14 protein-coding genes, 1 tRNA gene, 1 pseudogene and 1 riboswitch are annotated in these 15,610 nt (G+C 43.7%); of the genes and pseudogenes, 4 read left to right on the forward strand and 12 right to left on the reverse strand.

The genetic code is table 11. From position 1 onward, the window contains the following. Positions 1-42 precede the first annotated feature (42 nt). The 8 genes from oppC to moaA all read right to left on the reverse strand — a co-directional run bounded on the left by oppC (position 43) and on the right by moaA (position 7,299). On the reverse strand, positions 43-945 hold the full coding sequence (oppC, locus tag ITG10_RS02260; protein WP_019823598.1) for an oligopeptide ABC transporter permease OppC: 903 nt from the start codon (positions 943-945) through the stop codon (positions 43-45). Between the two features lie 15 nt (positions 946-960). After that, on the reverse strand, positions 961-1,881 hold the full coding sequence (oppB, locus tag ITG10_RS02265; protein ID WP_017632504.1) for an oligopeptide ABC transporter permease OppB: 921 nt from the start codon (positions 1,879-1,881) through the stop codon (positions 961-963). A 103-nt stretch (positions 1,882-1,984) separates the two neighbouring features. Continuing rightward, on the reverse strand, positions 1,985-3,616 hold the full coding sequence (locus ITG10_RS02270; RefSeq protein ID WP_017632503.1) for an ABC transporter substrate-binding protein: 1,632 nt from the start codon (positions 3,614-3,616) through the stop codon (positions 1,985-1,987). Positions 3,617-4,248: 632 nt separating this feature from the next. Beyond that, a complete protein-coding gene (gene moaE / locus ITG10_RS02275; RefSeq protein ID WP_017632502.1) occupies positions 4,249-4,704 on the reverse strand; it encodes a molybdopterin synthase catalytic subunit MoaE in 456 nt (151 codons plus the stop codon). A gap of 2 nt (positions 4,705-4,706) precedes the next feature. Further along, positions 4,707-4,952, reverse strand: a complete 246-nt coding sequence (gene moaD, locus ITG10_RS02280; protein WP_017632501.1) for a molybdopterin synthase sulfur carrier subunit — start codon at positions 4,950-4,952, stop codon at positions 4,707-4,709. Next, a complete protein-coding gene (gene moaC, locus ITG10_RS02285; protein WP_004734026.1) occupies positions 4,949-5,428 on the reverse strand; it encodes a cyclic pyranopterin monophosphate synthase MoaC in 480 nt (159 codons plus the stop codon). Before moaC ends, moaD begins: the two co-directional genes overlap by 4 nt. Positions 5,429-5,440: 12 nt before the next feature. After that, entirely contained in the window at positions 5,441-5,953 is a 513-nt protein-coding gene (gene moaB / locus ITG10_RS02290) for a molybdenum cofactor biosynthesis protein B (protein WP_004734027.1), read from the reverse strand. Between the two features lie 356 nt (positions 5,954-6,309). Beyond that, positions 6,310-7,299, reverse strand: coding sequence for a GTP 3',8-cyclase MoaA (gene moaA, locus ITG10_RS02295; RefSeq protein ID WP_017632500.1), 990 nt, complete (start codon positions 7,297-7,299; stop codon positions 6,310-6,312). After that, positions 7,288-7,440, reverse strand: a riboswitch (molybdenum cofactor riboswitch). It overlaps the preceding gene by 12 nt. Before the next feature lie 194 nt (positions 7,441-7,634). On the opposite strand from moaA, the gene ITG10_RS02300 reads away from it, so the two are divergent. Continuing rightward, positions 7,635-8,522, forward strand: a complete 888-nt coding sequence (locus tag ITG10_RS02300; RefSeq protein WP_017632499.1) for a YvcK family protein — start codon at positions 7,635-7,637, stop codon at positions 8,520-8,522. 84 nt (positions 8,523-8,606) lie between these two features. Here ITG10_RS02300 and tnpA read toward each other — a convergent pair. From tnpA to uvrB, 4 genes and pseudogenes are all read right to left on the reverse strand, one after another. Beyond that, positions 8,607-9,042: pseudogene (gene tnpA, locus ITG10_RS02305) on the reverse strand (IS200/IS605 family transposase). Positions 9,043-9,230: 188 nt separating this feature from the next. Continuing rightward, positions 9,231-9,575 (reverse strand): quorum-sensing phosphorelay protein LuxU, encoded by a 345-nt coding sequence (gene luxU, locus ITG10_RS02310; protein ID WP_017632949.1) that lies wholly within the window; start codon positions 9,573-9,575, stop codon positions 9,231-9,233. Positions 9,576-9,598: 23 nt separating this feature from the next. Beyond that, positions 9,599-10,987, reverse strand: coding sequence for a quorum-sensing sigma-54 dependent transcriptional regulator LuxO (luxO, locus tag ITG10_RS02315; protein WP_017632950.1), 1,389 nt, complete (start codon positions 10,985-10,987; stop codon positions 9,599-9,601). Positions 10,988-11,314: 327 nt separating this feature from the next. Beyond that, entirely contained in the window at positions 11,315-13,345 is a 2,031-nt protein-coding gene (uvrB, locus tag ITG10_RS02320) for an excinuclease ABC subunit UvrB (RefSeq protein WP_017632951.1), read from the reverse strand. A gap of 509 nt (positions 13,346-13,854) precedes the next feature. On the opposite strand from uvrB, the gene ITG10_RS02325 reads away from it, so the two are divergent. From ITG10_RS02325 to rsxB, 3 genes are all read left to right on the forward strand, one after another. Next, positions 13,855-13,930: transfer RNA gene (locus tag ITG10_RS02325), tRNA-Asn, on the forward strand. A gap of 501 nt (positions 13,931-14,431) precedes the next feature. After that, a complete protein-coding gene (gene rsxA, locus ITG10_RS02330; RefSeq protein WP_004734039.1) occupies positions 14,432-15,010 on the forward strand; it encodes an electron transport complex subunit RsxA in 579 nt (192 codons plus the stop codon). A 2-nt stretch (positions 15,011-15,012) separates the two neighbouring features. Further along, positions 15,013-15,606, forward strand: a complete 594-nt coding sequence (gene rsxB / locus ITG10_RS02335) for an electron transport complex subunit RsxB (RefSeq protein ID WP_017632952.1) — start codon at positions 15,013-15,015, stop codon at positions 15,604-15,606. The last annotated feature ends 4 nt before the right edge of the window (positions 15,607-15,610 follow it).

Here is a 15,610-nt window from a genome sequence, read left to right on the forward strand (position 1 = left end):
TATTGCTTCCTTAATCTTTTATAGCTTTTAATTGCTATTTCTTTATCTGTCTTTTGGATCTAGCGCGTCGCGCAGACCATCACCTACGTAGTTAAAGCAGAACAGCGTAACTACCATGAATGCCGCAGGGAATGTCAGTTGCCAGATTGCAACTTCCATTGTTTGCGAACCTTCTTGAAGCAATGCGCCCCAACTTGTCATAGGCTCTTGAACACCAAGACCAAGGAAAGATAAGAATGATTCTGTAAGGATCATACTTGGAATAAGCAGCGTAGAGTAAACCGCTACGATACCCAGTACGTTCGGTACGATGTGACGCGTAATGATCTTCCATTTGCTCACACCACATACGTGTGCTGCTTCAATGAACTCTTTACTACGTAAACTCAGCGTTTGACCACGTACAATCCGCGCCATATCTAGCCAAGCAATCGCACCAATCGCAACGAAGATTAAGATGATGTTACGACCAAAGAATGTTACTAGAACGATAACTAGGAACATGAATGGTACTGCGTACAAGATCTCTAGGATACGCATCATCACTCGGTCAGTACGACCACCGATGAAGCCAGAAGCGGCACCGTAAAGCGTACCAATCAGTACCGCTACGAATGCACCCATCACACCAACCATCAGTGAGATACGGCCACCGATAAGCGTACGAACATACAAATCACGGCCTAAGCTATCAGTGCCAAACCAGTGGTCCGCGCTTGGCGCTGCATGCATTGCGTACCAGTCAGTATCATCATAAGTGTACTGAGCAAGCATCGGTAAAAAGATAACTGCCAGTACCATAAGCGTAAGAATAAACAGGCTTACCATTGCTGCTTTGTTTCGCATAAAACGAATGCGGGCATCCTGCCACAAACTGCGACCTTCAATTTCTAAGCTCTCAGAGAACTTTTCGATCGCTTCTAAATTTTCTTTTTTCTTCAACATAACCATGCGTCCCTGTTAGTAGCGAATTTTCGGGTCAATCAGCGCTAGCAAAATATCAACGATTGCGTTGAACAAGATGAATAGGAAACCAATCAAGATGGTTACACCCATTACTAACGAGTAGTCACGGTTAAACGCGGCGTTAACAAACAGCTTGCCGATACCTGGTAAGCCGAAGATAGTTTCAACAACAACAGAACCTGTAATGATACCTACAAACGCAGGTCCCATATAAGAAACGACAGGCAGCAGTGCTGGCTTCAGTGCATGTTTTAGAACGATGTAACGGTAACTTAGGCCTTTTGCACGTGCAGTTCGGATAAAGTTACTGTTTAACGTTTCAATCATGCTACCGCGAGTAATACGAGCAAATGTGGCTACGTAAAGAAGAGACATCGCGATAACAGGCAGCACGATGTACATGAATGTACCGCCATGCCAACCACCTGCTGGGAATATGTTCCAGTGCAGAGAGAATAGGTAAATAAGCGCAGGAGCCAACACGAAGGATGGCATTACTACCCCGAGCATGGCGGTCGACATTATGGTGTAGTCGATCCAGGTGTTGTGCTTCAAGGCGGCAATCGTCCCGACCGATACTCCCATTATCAGGGTAAAGATAAAGGCAATAAAACCTACCTTCGCAGATACTGGAAGTGCAACCGCGATCAGCTCATTTACTGTGTAATCTTGGTATTTAAACGAGGGACCGAAGTCACCTTGTAAGATATTTGTCAAATACGTGGTGTATTGTTCAAATACTGGTTTGTCTAAGCCGTATTTAGCTTCGATGTTAGCCATAACTTCTGGCGGTAATGGACGTTCGCTTGAAAACGGGTTACCCGGTGCGAAACGCATGAGAAAGAAAGATATAGTGATCAACACCAACATGGTTGGAATCGCTTCGAATATCCTTTTCATAATGAATTTAAGCATAAACTCACTCTTTTCAGTCTGTGACAATTAAAAGTTAAATAGACACTGTGTGCGATTTCTCGCACACAGGTCTAAGTTAGTTATGTTTTATTGTTATAGGAGGTTATTTTGCTTTGATATAAAGATCTTTTGAATAGATCTTATCTTCGGCGTTACCTTCTGGGTAACCACCTAGCTGAGGTGATACAAGACGTGTTGTAACGTACTGGTAGACTGGAGCAATTGGCATGTCTTTAGCTAGCAATTTTTCTGCATCGATGTATAGCTTCGTGCGCTCTTCTTCTGAAGTAGAGCTTAGTGCTTTTTCGATAACCTTGTCGTAATCAGCGCTCTTGTAGTGCTGACCAGCAGTTGTATTCTGACTAACCATCAATGTTAGGAATGAAGATGCTTCATTGTAGTCACCACACCAACCTGCACGAGCAACGTCAAAGTTACCAGTATCTTTACTGTCTAGGTATGATTTCCACTCTTGGTTTTCGAGTTTCGCGTTAATACCAAGCTCTTTCTTCCACATTGATGCAATTGCTACAGCAAGCTTCTTGTGGTTCTCAGATGTGTTGTAAAGCAGATTGAATTCAAGCGGGTTGCTCTTCGTGTAGCCAGCTTCTTCAAGAAGACGCTTCGCTTCAGCAATACGCTCTTTTTGAGAAAGTTGACCATACTCTGGAGTTACCGGATCAAAACCAGCAGTAATTTCAGGAGTCAAGAAGTAAGCTGGTTTTTGGCCTTGACCAAGAATCGCTTTCGTAACGATGTCACGGTCCATCGCGTAAGACATTGCTTTACGAACGCGTACGTCGTCGAAAGGTGCTTTCTGTGCATTAAATTGGTAGTAATAAGTACACAGGTTACCCTTAATGTTAACATCTTCTGGGTATTCTTTCTGTAAGCGACGGAAGTGCTCGTTAGGAACTTCGTATGTGAAATCTAGTTCGCCAGAGAGGAAGCGGTTCATTTCCGCAACTTGGTTCTCAATTGGTAGGAATGTAACTTTGTTAAGAACTGTATGTTCGTTATCCCAGTAATTTTCGTTGCGTACTAGTTCAAGACGCTCGTTAACTACCCATTGATTTGGAACAAATGCACCATTACCAACAAAGTTTTCAGGCTTAGTCCACTGGTCACCGAATTTTTCAACAGTTGCTTTATGTACTGGCTTCACTGTTGTGTGACCCATCATCATTACGAAATATGGGACAGCTGTATCTAAAGTCACTTCTAACGTGTAGTCATCTAAAGCTTTAACGCCTAGTTCACTCTTGTCTTTCTTACCCGCGACGATGTCTTTCGCATTCGCCATCTTGGTATATTCCATGTACCAAGCGTATGGAGACGCAGTTAAAGGATCAACCGCACGTTGGAAGCTGTAAACGAAGTCATTTGCCGTTACAGGATCGCCGTTAGACCATTTAGCGTCTTTACGTAGGTGGAAAGTGAATGTTTTGTTGTCTGTCGTTTCCCAGCTTTCAGCTACTCCTGGGATAGTATTGCCGTCGCCATCTTGGTTCACTAAACCTTCAAGAAGATCACGGATTACGTGAGATTCTGGTACACCTTGAGATTTGTGAGGGTCGAGCGTTGCTACTTCAGTACCGTTGCCGCGAACCAGTTCCTGAACTTTTGCTAGTTCAGTGCCTGCTGGAACTTCAGCAGCGATAGAAAGCGTAGAAGAGGCAGCCACTGCCAAACCAGCACCTAGAAGAAGGGCCTGAGTGATTTTATTCTTGTACATTTAATAAACTCCAAGTTTTATGTATTGCATCCATGACTTCTTTGCTTAGTTCACTGAACGGCAGTGATTTAGATTTATTTAGCTCAAAATTTAAGCATAAAAACCTAAAACCTTACAAAGATTGAGGCACACACTATCAACCATTGAAGTAATTTGCCATAAACAAGTCGCAAAAAATCGGATAATTCTCCGAATTACTCAAGGTAATAGTGTAAACCTCTAATAAAAACCTAATGAATAGTGAGTTACACATAGGGATTAATTAAAAAACAGCCTTTAGTGTTGATGTATCTGTATTGATACTTTTTTTTAGCATCTTATGCTAGAACACGGTCAGCAAATTAACATTAATGCCACATGAAATCTAATTGCACATCACATATCCCCTAAATAGACTCCACTATTTGTGAGGATTATCACTTTATACAAAACAGCATAATGCACTGCACCAAAACAGATTTAGAAATGCACCAAGACAGACAAAATCACGCACCGAATTTATATGCAACTTGAATGATTAACCATTTATTAATACACCACTTATTTATAAATAGCTTCGTAGCACGCACAAAAAAACCGACTTTAATAGTCGGCTTTTAATATTCGTTCTGAAGGTAAGTAACCTTGGGTGGTTATTTTTCCCAACGCTCTGCAGCTTTCGCATCTGAATCTCGAGAGTCAACCCAACGAGTTTCTTCAGTGGTACGTTCCTTCTTCCAAAACGGCGCTTTGGTTTTTAGGAAGTCCATAACAAACTCACAGGCTTCAAAGGCCGCACCGCGGTGTGCACTGGATACACCAACGTAAACAATCTGGTCACCTATATCTAGGTCACCAACACGGTGGATAACACGCATCTTTTGAATTGGCCAGCGCGCTTCAGCTTGATCACAGATCTCGCTCAGTGATTTCTCGGTCATACCTGGGTAGTGCTCCAGAGACAAACCTATCACATTGTCGCCAAGGTTCATGTCGCGAACTTTACCAACGAACGTCACAATCGCTCCGGCAGCTGTACCTTGAGCCAAGTAGTCGTATTCGTCGCCTACAGAGAAATCCTCTGCTGTCACTAATACTCTTGGATCCATGCTTAGCCTCCAGTCACTGGTGGGAAGAAAGCGACTTCATCGCCGTCTTTCACTTCAGTCGTCAAAGGCACGATAGATTGGTTAAGCGCAGCCAGAAGCTTGCCCTCTTCCAAAGCGATATCCCATTTGCCTTCTTGTGCTACAAGATGGCTGCGAATCGCTTCAATCGTCTTGAACTGTGCATCAACTTCAACGCTGTCCACACCAACAAGTTCACGAGTTTGAGCAAAGAAAAGTACTGTAATCATGATTCCACCTTAAAGTGACCAGATTTACCACCCGTCTTCTCTAACAGGCGTACATTCTCGATAACAATGTCTTTCTGAACAGCTTTACACATATCGTAAATCGTTAACGCAGCAACAGAAGCAGCCGTTAGCGCTTCCATTTCTACGCCTGTCTTACCAGCAAGCTTACAAACAGACTCGATGCGAACCTTGTTTTCAGACTCGATAGCTTCAAGCTGCACTTCTACTTTGGTTAATAACAGAGGGTGACACAGTGGAATCAGATCCCACGTCTTCTTAGCTGCTTGAATACCCGCGATACGTGCCGTCGCGAAAACATCACCTTTATGATGGCTACCAGAAACAATCAGCTCTAGCGTTTCAGCAGACATTTGAACGAATGCTTCCGCTCTCGCTTCACGTACTGTCTCAGCTTTAGCCGATACATCGACCATGTTTGCTTCGCCAGACGCGTTAATGTGTGTAAATTGGCTCATGCTCAAACCACCTTATACAGAAAGGTGTGGCATGAAGTTACAAGGGCGGTGGCTAGCATCCATCTGTTGCTTGATGATCTTAGTCCAACCTGTGCGACAAGCACCTGTAGAACCTGGCATCGCAAAGATTACTGTGTGGTTAGCAAAGCCCGCAATCGCACGAGATTGAATAGTCGATGTACCGATCTCTTCGTAAGACACTTGACGGAATAGCTCACCAAAGCCTTCTACTTCTTTGTCGAATAGTGGCTTAAGCGCTTCAGGCGTGCTGTCACGAGAAGTGAAGCCCGTACCGCCAGTGATCATGATCGCTTGTACGCTTTCATCAGCGATCCACTTAGATACGATCGCACGGATCTTGTACATGTCATCGATAACGATTTGCTTATCAACAACGTTGTGACCCGCTTCTTTAGCATGCTCAGCTAGGTAACCACCTGACGTGTCATTTTCTTCTGTACGCGTATCTGAAACCGTTAGTACTGCGATGTTTGCTGCTTGGAATTTGCTTTCTGCGTGACCCATTTGTTCACCTATATAAATTTTTCAATTATGAGGGCGTGTTGACCTTTCGTGATTAAATTTTGTTCGAGATAAAAGCGTTTTAATCGCGGCGAGGGGGAAGTAGCCTAGTCATTCTAAGCAAATCTCCCTCAACAAAGAGTAAAACGCTTTTAGCCGAACCCTTCGGGCAGCGTTTGCTGGTCATTTCTACTACGTTATCGGCTTCTCATGTAGGCTAGCTACACATCAAAGCCTCTGCCTTGTATAAATACCCAGCAACTCGCTGCAAAAATCAGCTCGAAAGAGCAACACGCCCTAGACTGATTCGCCCAGCCTAAAGAAGCTGAGCGATAAAATGCTTTAGAGTATATGGCGGGTTAACCGCCGATTGACGCCAAGTTTGGAGTCATGCCGCTGTTGCCATCGTGTAAGAAGTGGCTAACGGACTTGGTTTGAAGCTGAGCCTGAATTCGATCAATGAGCTCTTGCTCTTGTTGATCTTCTTGAATCAGATCTCTCAGTTCAACACCGTGGTCGCCAAACAGACATAGGTGAAGTTTACCGGTCGCAGAAACACGCAGGCGGTTACAACTCTCACAAAAGTCTTTCTCGTAAGGCATGATCAAACCAATTTCACCCTTGTAGTCTGGGTGGACAAACACTTGTGCAGGGCCATCATTAACGGCTTTGACTTTTAGTAGCCAGCCGTTAGCAATAAGCTGGTTGCGAATCGCAACGCCCGATACATGGTGTTTATCAAACAACTCATCCATCTCGCCGGTTTTCATCAGCTCGATAAAACGTAATTGAATAGGTTTGTCTTTGATCCAATTAAGGAAGGCTGGTAATTCCTGACTGTTGAGGTCTTTCATCAATACAACGTTGACTTTGACTTGTTCGTAGCCAACCTCAAACGCTTTATCAATGCCTCGCATAACCTCAGTAAACTTATTCTCACCAGTGATCTGATGGAACATACGTGAATCTAAGCTATCCACGCTGACGTTTATATGGGTTAAACCAGCATCACGCCACTGCCCTACTTGTTTCTCCATGCGGTAGCCGTTCGTTGTCGTGGCTACTTTTTCGATGCCTGGAGTAGAAGCAACGGTATGTATGATTTCAGGAAAGTCTTTACGCAGACTCGGCTCTCCGCCTGTAATGCGGATCTTTGAGGTACCACAATCTGCAAACGCTTTTACAACGCGTTTGATCTCGGGAACACTTAAAAAAGACGAGTTTTTTTGCCCTGATGGTTTATAACCATCCGGCAAGCAGTAAGTACATTTAAAGTTACAGACGTCTGTAACCGACAAGCGCAAGTAATAAAACTTGCGATGGAATCTATCTTCGAATTGTTGCGCCACGGAACACCTTTCCAAACACGGGAGGCATAATCATTTCCAATTAAGCCCTTGTGACAACATGTCACTGGCTCTTGATGCGTATCGGTACAGCAAATACCACTGTGCGACTTAGCATGCGAGAGCTCGGAGTTATGGCAACCGCACGTTATATTCATACGTGCAGTAGCTGAGTAATAAAATACTTAATATTTGTACGTGAATCTAGCTCTGATGGTAAAAAACGGGTCACATCGGCAAAAAAAACGTATCAAACGCTCAAAATAACTCTTGTTGAGTATATAGCGAGAAGCATTTAACCTAAATTATAGTTGGTAATAATCTAACAAGAACAAAAAATGAATATTTACTCTTCAAAGAAAGTCGTAGCAATCGGTGGAGGCCATGGCTTAGGTCGTATGCTTGCTGCACTAAAAGACTTTGGTAATAACGCAACTGGCATTGTTGCAACAACGGATAATGGTGGTTCAACCGGACGAATTCGAGACTGCCAAGGTGGTATCGCTTGGGGAGATACTCGTAACTGTATCAACCAATTGATCACTGAACCTTCAATCAGCTCGATGATGTTTGAATACCGCTTTCGCGGCCAAGGCGAACTCGATGGTCATAACCTGGGTAACCTCATGCTCACAGCATTAGATAACCTCTCGGTTCGTCCATTGGAAGCGATTAACCTAATTCGAAATATGCTCAAGGTCGACGTCAATATCGTGCCGATGACAGAGCACCCTTCTGACCTCACAGCCCTATCCATGGACGGCCGCTGGGTAACCGGCGAAACCAATGTTGATGACATGACGGAAAAGCTGCGCATGATGGACTTGTCGCCAGAAGTGCCAGCAACCAAAGAAGCCGTAGCTGCGGTGGAAGAAGCAGACTGTATTGTGCTTGGTCCTGGCAGTTTTTTAACCAGTGTGATGCCTCCGCTGCTGCTGCCAGAAATTGGTAAAGCAATCGCTGGAAACACCAAGGCAAAAGTTATCTTCATTGAAAACCTGTCTCCAGAACACGGTCCAGCAGGTAAAATGACGCTTCAAGAACAATTGGAGTGGTGTGAACGTACCTGTAAAGCACGTAAGATAGACGTCGTATTAGGTAATGAGCCGCATCCAGAACTAGAAGGCCAATGGAATTGTGTGACCACGGATCTTGCATCTGCAAATCGAGATTGGCGACACGACCGTGTGAAGCTTCAACAAGCGATCGAAGCTCAGCTGGCTTAGTCCATAAGTTCAAGTGATAGAAAGTAAATTACCACCTTCTAAAGAAGGTGGCTTTATGTGAGCCCCCTAAAAGGGGGCCTTTGTTTAGTCCAACGCCAATTGCTGCTGCTCCACGCGCTCTTTTTTCTCTTGATGTCTTACATAGCGTCGAATGATTTCTTCATTAACCCCTACGCTATCGACAAAATAGCCCCTTTGCCAAAAGTGGTTACCCCAGAGTTTGTTTCTCCTTAAATATGGAAATTTACTAAAGAGTTTTAAAGCTATTTTGCCTTTCAATACGCCCATCAACTTGGATATCGATAACTTAGGCGGAACTTTTACTACCAAGTGCACGTGGTCAACTTGAACGTTTAATTCAACGACTTCACATCCAAGTTGATTACAGTAAACGTTTATACATCGATAAACTTCTTTTACCTACATTGTTTTTCAAAATCCTAAATCGATACTTTGGTGTCCACACTATGTGATATTGACATCTCCAAAATACGTGGGAAGCTTGATTATATCTGCTCATGTTATTTGTCCTCTTTGACTTCGCTAAAAATCAAGGGAGCATTTAACATGGGTAGAACTACAGGCAAAGCCAAACTGAATGATAACCACCTACTGAAGTAGGTGGTTTAGGGCTGAAAACGAAAAAGGAGCATCATGCTCCTTTTTTAGTCTCTGTATCTCTACTTGTATATTTGGCAATTAACCGTTTTAGAGATCCGTCATCAACTGCTGATATTCAGTATAAGTCGATAGCAGAAGCTCCTGCATATCTTGAAAATCAATATCAGTCACGGGCAATGCTTGCTTCACTTTTGCGTCTAAGCTAATAGCAAAATTACACAGAGAATCAGCACCAAAACTCGCAGCACTGCTCTTCAATGCATGGCTGATGTCGGCCAAGTACTTAGACGTATCGGTATCTTTGTTTAGCTCTAGGTGCTCGTAGTATCCTTTCAATTCACCTAAAAAGATTTCCAATAACACAGGGACATTCTCTTGCCCAATCTCACCGGCAAGCTCATCAACTTTTTGCTGATTTAATACTTTCATCATCGTTCTTTCTTATTGTTTGGCGATTACTGCTTCGCATTCCACGTTTGCAATTTACGGTATATCGTTGATGGACTGACATCCAAGAAACCAGCCGCGCGAGGGATGTTGCCATCACACGCTTTTATGGCCTGTTCGATTGCCGTTTTCTCAGTGATCCACAATGGGAAAATATCTTTTACTGTGATGTCTTCACTCTGCTTCTCTTTCAGGCGCAGACTGTTTTCAATCGGTTGGTTTAATGGTGGCGGAAGCATGTTCAGAGTAATCTCTTTACCATTATTCAATACCACTACATTCCGCAATACGTTTTGTAGCTGACGAACGTTACCCGGCCACTCATATTGGTTAAAGCGATCCAACACTTCTTGAGCAAAACGTACAAACGCCTTGCCTTCTTCAACCGACATGTAACCCAATAATGAGTAAGCAATCTCGATGACATCTTCACCACGTTCACGCAACGGCGGCAAATGCAGAGGAATCACATACAGACGGTAGTATAAATCTTCTCTAAAGCGACCTTCTTGTACTTCTTTCCAAGGGTCGCGGTTGGTCGCACAAACAAAGCGCACGTCCACACTCTTCATCTTCGAAGAGCCTACCTTTTGAAAAGTACCCGTTTGGATAAAACGTAGAAGCTTTGTTTGCAGTTCAAGATCCATCTCACACAGCTCATCGAGGAACAGTGTGCCTCCATCAGCCAATTCAGCAGCACCTTGGCGATCGGTTGCCGCGCCCGTAAATGCCCCTTTTACGTGACCAAACAGCTCACTTTCAATCAAGTCTTTAGGAATTGCCGCACAGTTGATTGCGATAAAAGGCTTATCGCCACGTTTACTCGCCGCGTGAATCGCTTCTGCACATACCTCTTTACCCGTACCACTTTCACCGGTAATGAAAATGCTCGCTTTACTCGATGCGGCGGAATCGATAGTTCGGTAAACCTGCTGCATAGTTTGGCTACTACCAATAAAACCTTGATAGTTCTGGTTTCCCGGATGTTCAGAGCTGTTTTTAAGCTTGGTGGCTTTACGAATCGCATTGTTTACCGTAATACGAAGTCGGTCGGCTTCACACGGTTTGATCAGGAAATCTTGAGAGCCATGACGCATCGCTTCTACAGCGGTATCGATAGAGCCGTGCGCTGTCATGAAGATAACGGGCACTTCAGGGTATTTTTGTTTTACAGCAAAGAGTACGTCCATACCCGTCATATCAGGCAGACGTAAATCTAATAAAATAAGGTCAGGGATTCGATGATTCAAACTCTCAATTGCATCGCGACCAGTGCCGACAATGTTGATATCAATTTCGAGCGGTGTAAGATACGAGCGATATAACGCTGCGACTGAAGCCGTATCCTCCACCATCAACAAATACTTTGATTTGTTATCTAACGTTTTTGATTGCATATCCTAGCCATTTATAATTTGCATTTCTTATTATAGTCGCATTCCGCTTTGCATTATGCAAATTAGCCACAATATTTGTATTGTATTTTTAGTTGCTTCAAATAATCAATGTTTTATCTATATGGCACGGACGATGCAGTCATAGAGATGACCTTCGGGTCACCTAGCCAACTGACGTTGTTAGTGGACTGAGTGTTCACAAACGTAAGCCAGTAGAACATTTACTACTGGCTGTTTTTTTGTCTGGAACACTCTCAAATGTTGCCTTTTGAGGCGAACTTCTTTAGTTAATACTTGAGTTAAGAAGTGCGATTAACTGAAGAGAAGTTAGCTATTGGTAATGAATTGCTTTCTTAACTGCTCTATTTCATCACGCTTCTGTGCCGCCAATTCAAATTCCAAGTTCTGAGCATGCTGATACATTGCCGCTTCCAACTTACTGATCTCTTTATCAAGCTGTTGCGGCGTAAGCACTGCATAACTTTCTGAAGGCTCAGCCACCTTAGACAACGGAACTTGTTTAGATTGTCGCTGTTGCTTCGACTTAGTGATATCACCCAACTCCATGATATCTTTAATGTTGCGCTTCAGAGCTTGTGGCGTAATACCTTGCTCTTCGTTGTAAGCCTGCTGTTTCTCTCTACGACGGTCGGTTTCATCAATCGCTTTTTTCATCGACTTAGTAATCGAGTCACCGTATAAGATCGCTTTACCTTCAAGGTTACGAGCCGCACGACCAATGGTTTGGATCAGAGAGCGTTCAGAACGTAAGAAGCCCTCTTTATCTGCATCAAGAATCGCCACCAGCGATACTTCAGGCATATCCAAACCTTCACGAAGTAAGTTAATACCCACTAACACGTCGAACTCACCTAGACGTAGGTCTCGGATGATCTCGACACGCTCAACCGTATCAATATCCGAGTGCAAGTAACGCACTTTAACGCCATGCTCGCTTAGATATTCAGTTAAGTCTTCCGCCATTCGCTTCGTCAACGTGGTCACCAAAACACGCTCTTCTTTCGCTGAGCGGATTCTGATTTCAGACAACAAGTCATCAACCTGAGTCGCGACCGGTCTTACTTCAATAATTGGATCTAACAGGCCAGTCGGACGAACGACTTGATCAGCAATCTCGCCATCTGATTTTTCAATCTCGTAATTACCGGGTGTCGCCGATACAAAAATTGTTTGCGGCGCGATCGATTCAAACTCGTCGAACTTCATTGGGCGGTTATCCAATGCAGAAGGCAGACGGAAACCAAATTCAACTAGGGTTTCCTTACGCGAACGGTCACCTTTATACATGGCACCAATTTGCGGCACGGTCACGTGTGACTCATCGATAATCAACAGACCATCATCAGGCAGATAATCAAATAATGTCGGAGGCGCTTCCCCTTCCGCACGGCCACTTAAGTATCGTGAGTAGTTTTCGATACCCGAGCAGAAACCAAGTTCCGTCATCATCTCGATATCAAATTGAGTTCTCTGAGAAATACGCTGCTCTTCCAAAAGCTTGTTGTTGTCTTTTAGGTATTGAGCTCGGTCTCGAAGTTCGTCTTTAATGTTCTCAATCGCCTCAAGGATTTTCTCCCTTGGCGTCACATAGTGAGTTTTCGGATAAACGGTAAAGCGCGGTAAGTCCCTCTGTTTAACCGCACCAGTCAGTGGATCAAAGATACTGATGCAGTCCACTTCGTCATCGAACATTTCGATGCGCACGGCATCTTGGTCAGATTCAGCAGGGAAAATATCAATCACTTCACCACGAACGCGGAACTGACCACGTTCGAACGCCACGTCGTTTCTTGAATACTGTAGCTCAGCCAAGCGGCGTAAGATATCACGTTGGTCCATGACCTCACCGCGACTCAAGTGAAGCATCATCTTCAAATAAGACTTAGGATCACCAAGACCATAGATAGCCGATACAGACGCGACGATGATGGCGTCTTTTCGTTCTAGTAAGGCCTTGGTTGCCGAAAGCCTCATTTGTTCGATATGGGCGTTCACAGACGCGTCCTTCTCGATGAATGTGTCTGTTGTCGGAACGTAGGCTTCAGGTTGGTAGTAATCGTAGTAAGAAACGAAATATTCAACGGCATTATTAGGAAAGAAGGACTTCATCTCACCATACAGTTGAGCAGCGAGTGTCTTATTGGGCGCTAACAAGATCGCAGGTCTTTGAGATTGGGAAATGACGTTGGCAAGGGTAAAGGTTTTACCTGAGCCCGTTACCCCTAATAGCGTTTGATGTGCCAAACCAGAATCTAATCCATCTAGTAATTTGGTTATCGCTGTCGGCTGGTCACCGGACGGGCTGTAGTCCGATACCAAGTCAAAGAGTTTACTCATAGGTCGCCATTTCCATACTGTTTTTTTAATCAGGTCATTGTCACTCTAGGAGGAGTGTCGTTGCAACTATTATCTAGAGAAATGCTTCTTAAGATTCGAGATCAGTTATAGCTTTTATTTTTAGAACTTGGTATTATCCGTGCCCCTGCAAAGTTTCCCCAGCTAAATTACTCGAATTTTAATCCACCACTTTTCCCCAAAAAACCTAAAAATACCGCTTGTTTTACTGCTCAATTTATAATCCAGAAAAGTTATACAAACGTGACATTTTGATACTATTTCTTTAAATACATCAAGTTAGATCCAATTTTTATATTTTCAGATTTATCCCAATTATTGTTGTTAAAGTTTCACACACACACTTATCCACAATTTTGGTGGATAACTAAAGCAAAGCTAAATCCAATAAGGCGTTCCAGAAAGTAAAGTTTTTTATCTTACTTTTTTCTGCTATTTTTTGTTGACAGAAAAACGGACTGTTATTAGAATTCGCGTCGCTAACAAGCAATTCCCCTTTAGTTCAGTTGGTAGAACGGCGGACTGTTAATCCGTATGTCGCAAGTTCAAGTCTTGCAAGGGGAGCCAAATTCAGAAAAAAGCTCAATCGAAAGATTGGGCTTTTTTCGTATATAACTGCGACTAACTTGTTCCAAGTTAATGTCACACCCGAATCGTCGGACCGTCCCATCCGCCCGCGTTCAAGTCTCGACAAGGGGGCCAAATTTAAAGAAGCCGCATCACTCGATGCAGCTTTTTGCGTTTTGAAGCTTTTAGTCGGCATTTTGCTATTTTTTGACGTTCCTTCGATAACTCGACTCGCCCAAGAACCAACAATTATTCCCCTGTAATTAGAACTAAGAGCACACTCAACTCACGAGTGATCTTGTCAAAGATCCAACTCAACCACTCCTATAAACTTGTCTCACCAAGTAAAAATTGCCCGTCTATACTTAGTGTGACTTTAATAATCAAACGATTACCTGATGTTTTTTTCACCAAGTGTCTAAATCCCTAGTGATCCTTGGTTGTTATTAGGTGAGCAAAGCAGGATAATATCGGGATCGGAATCTCAAGAATTAATCCATTATGACCGAATACCTTTTGTTGTTGGTTGGCACAGTGCTAGTCAATAACTTTGTGCTAGTGAAGTTTTTAGGGCTATGTCCTTTCATGGGAGTCTCCAAGAAACTGGAGACTGCGATTGGCATGGGCCTCGCGACGACTTTCGTTCTGACGTTAGCGTCGGTATCTGCATACCTAGTAGAAACCTACATCCTTACCCCTCTGGGTATTGAATACCTGCGTACCATGAGCTTCATCTTGGTTATCGCGGTGGTTGTTCAATTTACGGAAATGGTCGTTCACAAAACCAGCCCGACTCTTTATCGCCTATTGGGTATCTTCTTACCTCTTATCACCACCAACTGCGCGGTATTAGGTGTGGCACTTTTGAACATCAATGAAAACCACAACTTCATCCAGTCGATCATCTATGGTTTCGGCGCAGCGGTGGGTTTCTCTCTTGTTCTGATCCTATTTGCTGCGATGCGTGAGCGTATTGCGGTTGCTGATGTTCCAATGCCATTCAAAGGCGCATCAATTGCGATGATCACAGCAGGCCTAATGTCTCTGGCATTTATGGGCTTTACTGGGTTGGTGAAATAAGCATGAGTACCATTTTAATTGCGATCATTGCGCTAGCCGTTTTAGCCGCTGTTTTTGGCGCTATTTTGGGCTTTGCTTCTATCCGTTTTAAAGTAGAAGCCGACCCTATCGTTGATCAAATCGATACCATTTTACCGCAAACTCAATGTGGCCAATGTGGCTACCCAGGTTGTCGCCCATACGCAGAGGCGATCGCTAACGGAGACAAGATCAACAAATGTCCTCCTGGCGGCCAAGCAACCATTGAAAAGCTAGCAGACTTAATGGGCGTAGAAGTTGAAGACTCCGCTCATGACTTAGATAACAAAGTAAAAACCGTTGCTTTCATTCATGAAGATATGTGTATCGGCTGTACCAAGTGCATTCAAGCCTGCCCTGTCGACGCCATTGTTGGTGGCACTAAGGCACTGCACACAGTTATCAAAGATGAATGTACAGGTTGTGATCTATGTGTCGCACCGTGCCCTACTGACTGTATCGAAATGATTCCAGTGGCAACAACGACTGAAAATTGGAAATGGCAGATGAACATCATTCCTGTTACAGATATCACTAACCAAGCGACTGATGCAACTGTGTCAGAGCCTAAAGCGTAGGGTT

Origin of the sequence: Vibrio sp. ED004, assembly GCF_023206395.1 — a bacterium.
Classification (GTDB): Bacteria; Pseudomonadota; Gammaproteobacteria; order Enterobacterales; family Vibrionaceae; genus Vibrio.

Excerpts from the sequence above, each read along its gene's own strand:
- oppC (WP_019823598.1), bottom strand. The coding sequence starts at position 945 with ATGTTGAAGAAAAAAGAAAATTTAGAAGCGATCGAAAAGTTCTCTGAG.
- oppB (WP_017632504.1), bottom strand. The coding sequence starts at position 1,881 with ATGCTTAAATTCATTATGAAAAGGATATTCGAAGCGATTCCAACCATG.
- ITG10_RS02270 (WP_017632503.1), bottom strand. The coding sequence starts at position 3,616 with ATGTACAAGAATAAAATCACTCAGGCCCTTCTTCTAGGTGCTGGTTTG.
- moaE (WP_017632502.1), bottom strand. The coding sequence starts at position 4,704 with ATGGATCCAAGAGTATTAGTGACAGCAGAGGATTTCTCTGTAGGCGAC.
- moaD (WP_017632501.1), bottom strand. The coding sequence starts at position 4,952 with ATGATTACAGTACTTTTCTTTGCTCAAACTCGTGAACTTGTTGGTGTG.
- moaC (WP_004734026.1), bottom strand. The coding sequence starts at position 5,428 with ATGAGCCAATTTACACACATTAACGCGTCTGGCGAAGCAAACATGGTC.
- moaB (WP_004734027.1), bottom strand. The coding sequence starts at position 5,953 with ATGGGTCACGCAGAAAGCAAATTCCAAGCAGCAAACATCGCAGTACTA.
- ITG10_RS02300 (WP_017632499.1), top strand. The coding sequence starts at position 7,635 with ATGAATATTTACTCTTCAAAGAAAGTCGTAGCAATCGGTGGAGGCCAT.
- luxU (WP_017632949.1), bottom strand. The coding sequence starts at position 9,575 with ATGATGAAAGTATTAAATCAGCAAAAAGTTGATGAGCTTGCCGGTGAG.
- luxO (WP_017632950.1), bottom strand. The coding sequence starts at position 10,987 with ATGCAATCAAAAACGTTAGATAACAAATCAAAGTATTTGTTGATGGTG.
- uvrB (WP_017632951.1), bottom strand. The coding sequence starts at position 13,345 with ATGAGTAAACTCTTTGACTTGGTATCGGACTACAGCCCGTCCGGTGAC.
- rsxA (WP_004734039.1), top strand. The coding sequence starts at position 14,432 with ATGACCGAATACCTTTTGTTGTTGGTTGGCACAGTGCTAGTCAATAAC.
- rsxB (WP_017632952.1), top strand. The coding sequence starts at position 15,013 with ATGAGTACCATTTTAATTGCGATCATTGCGCTAGCCGTTTTAGCCGCT.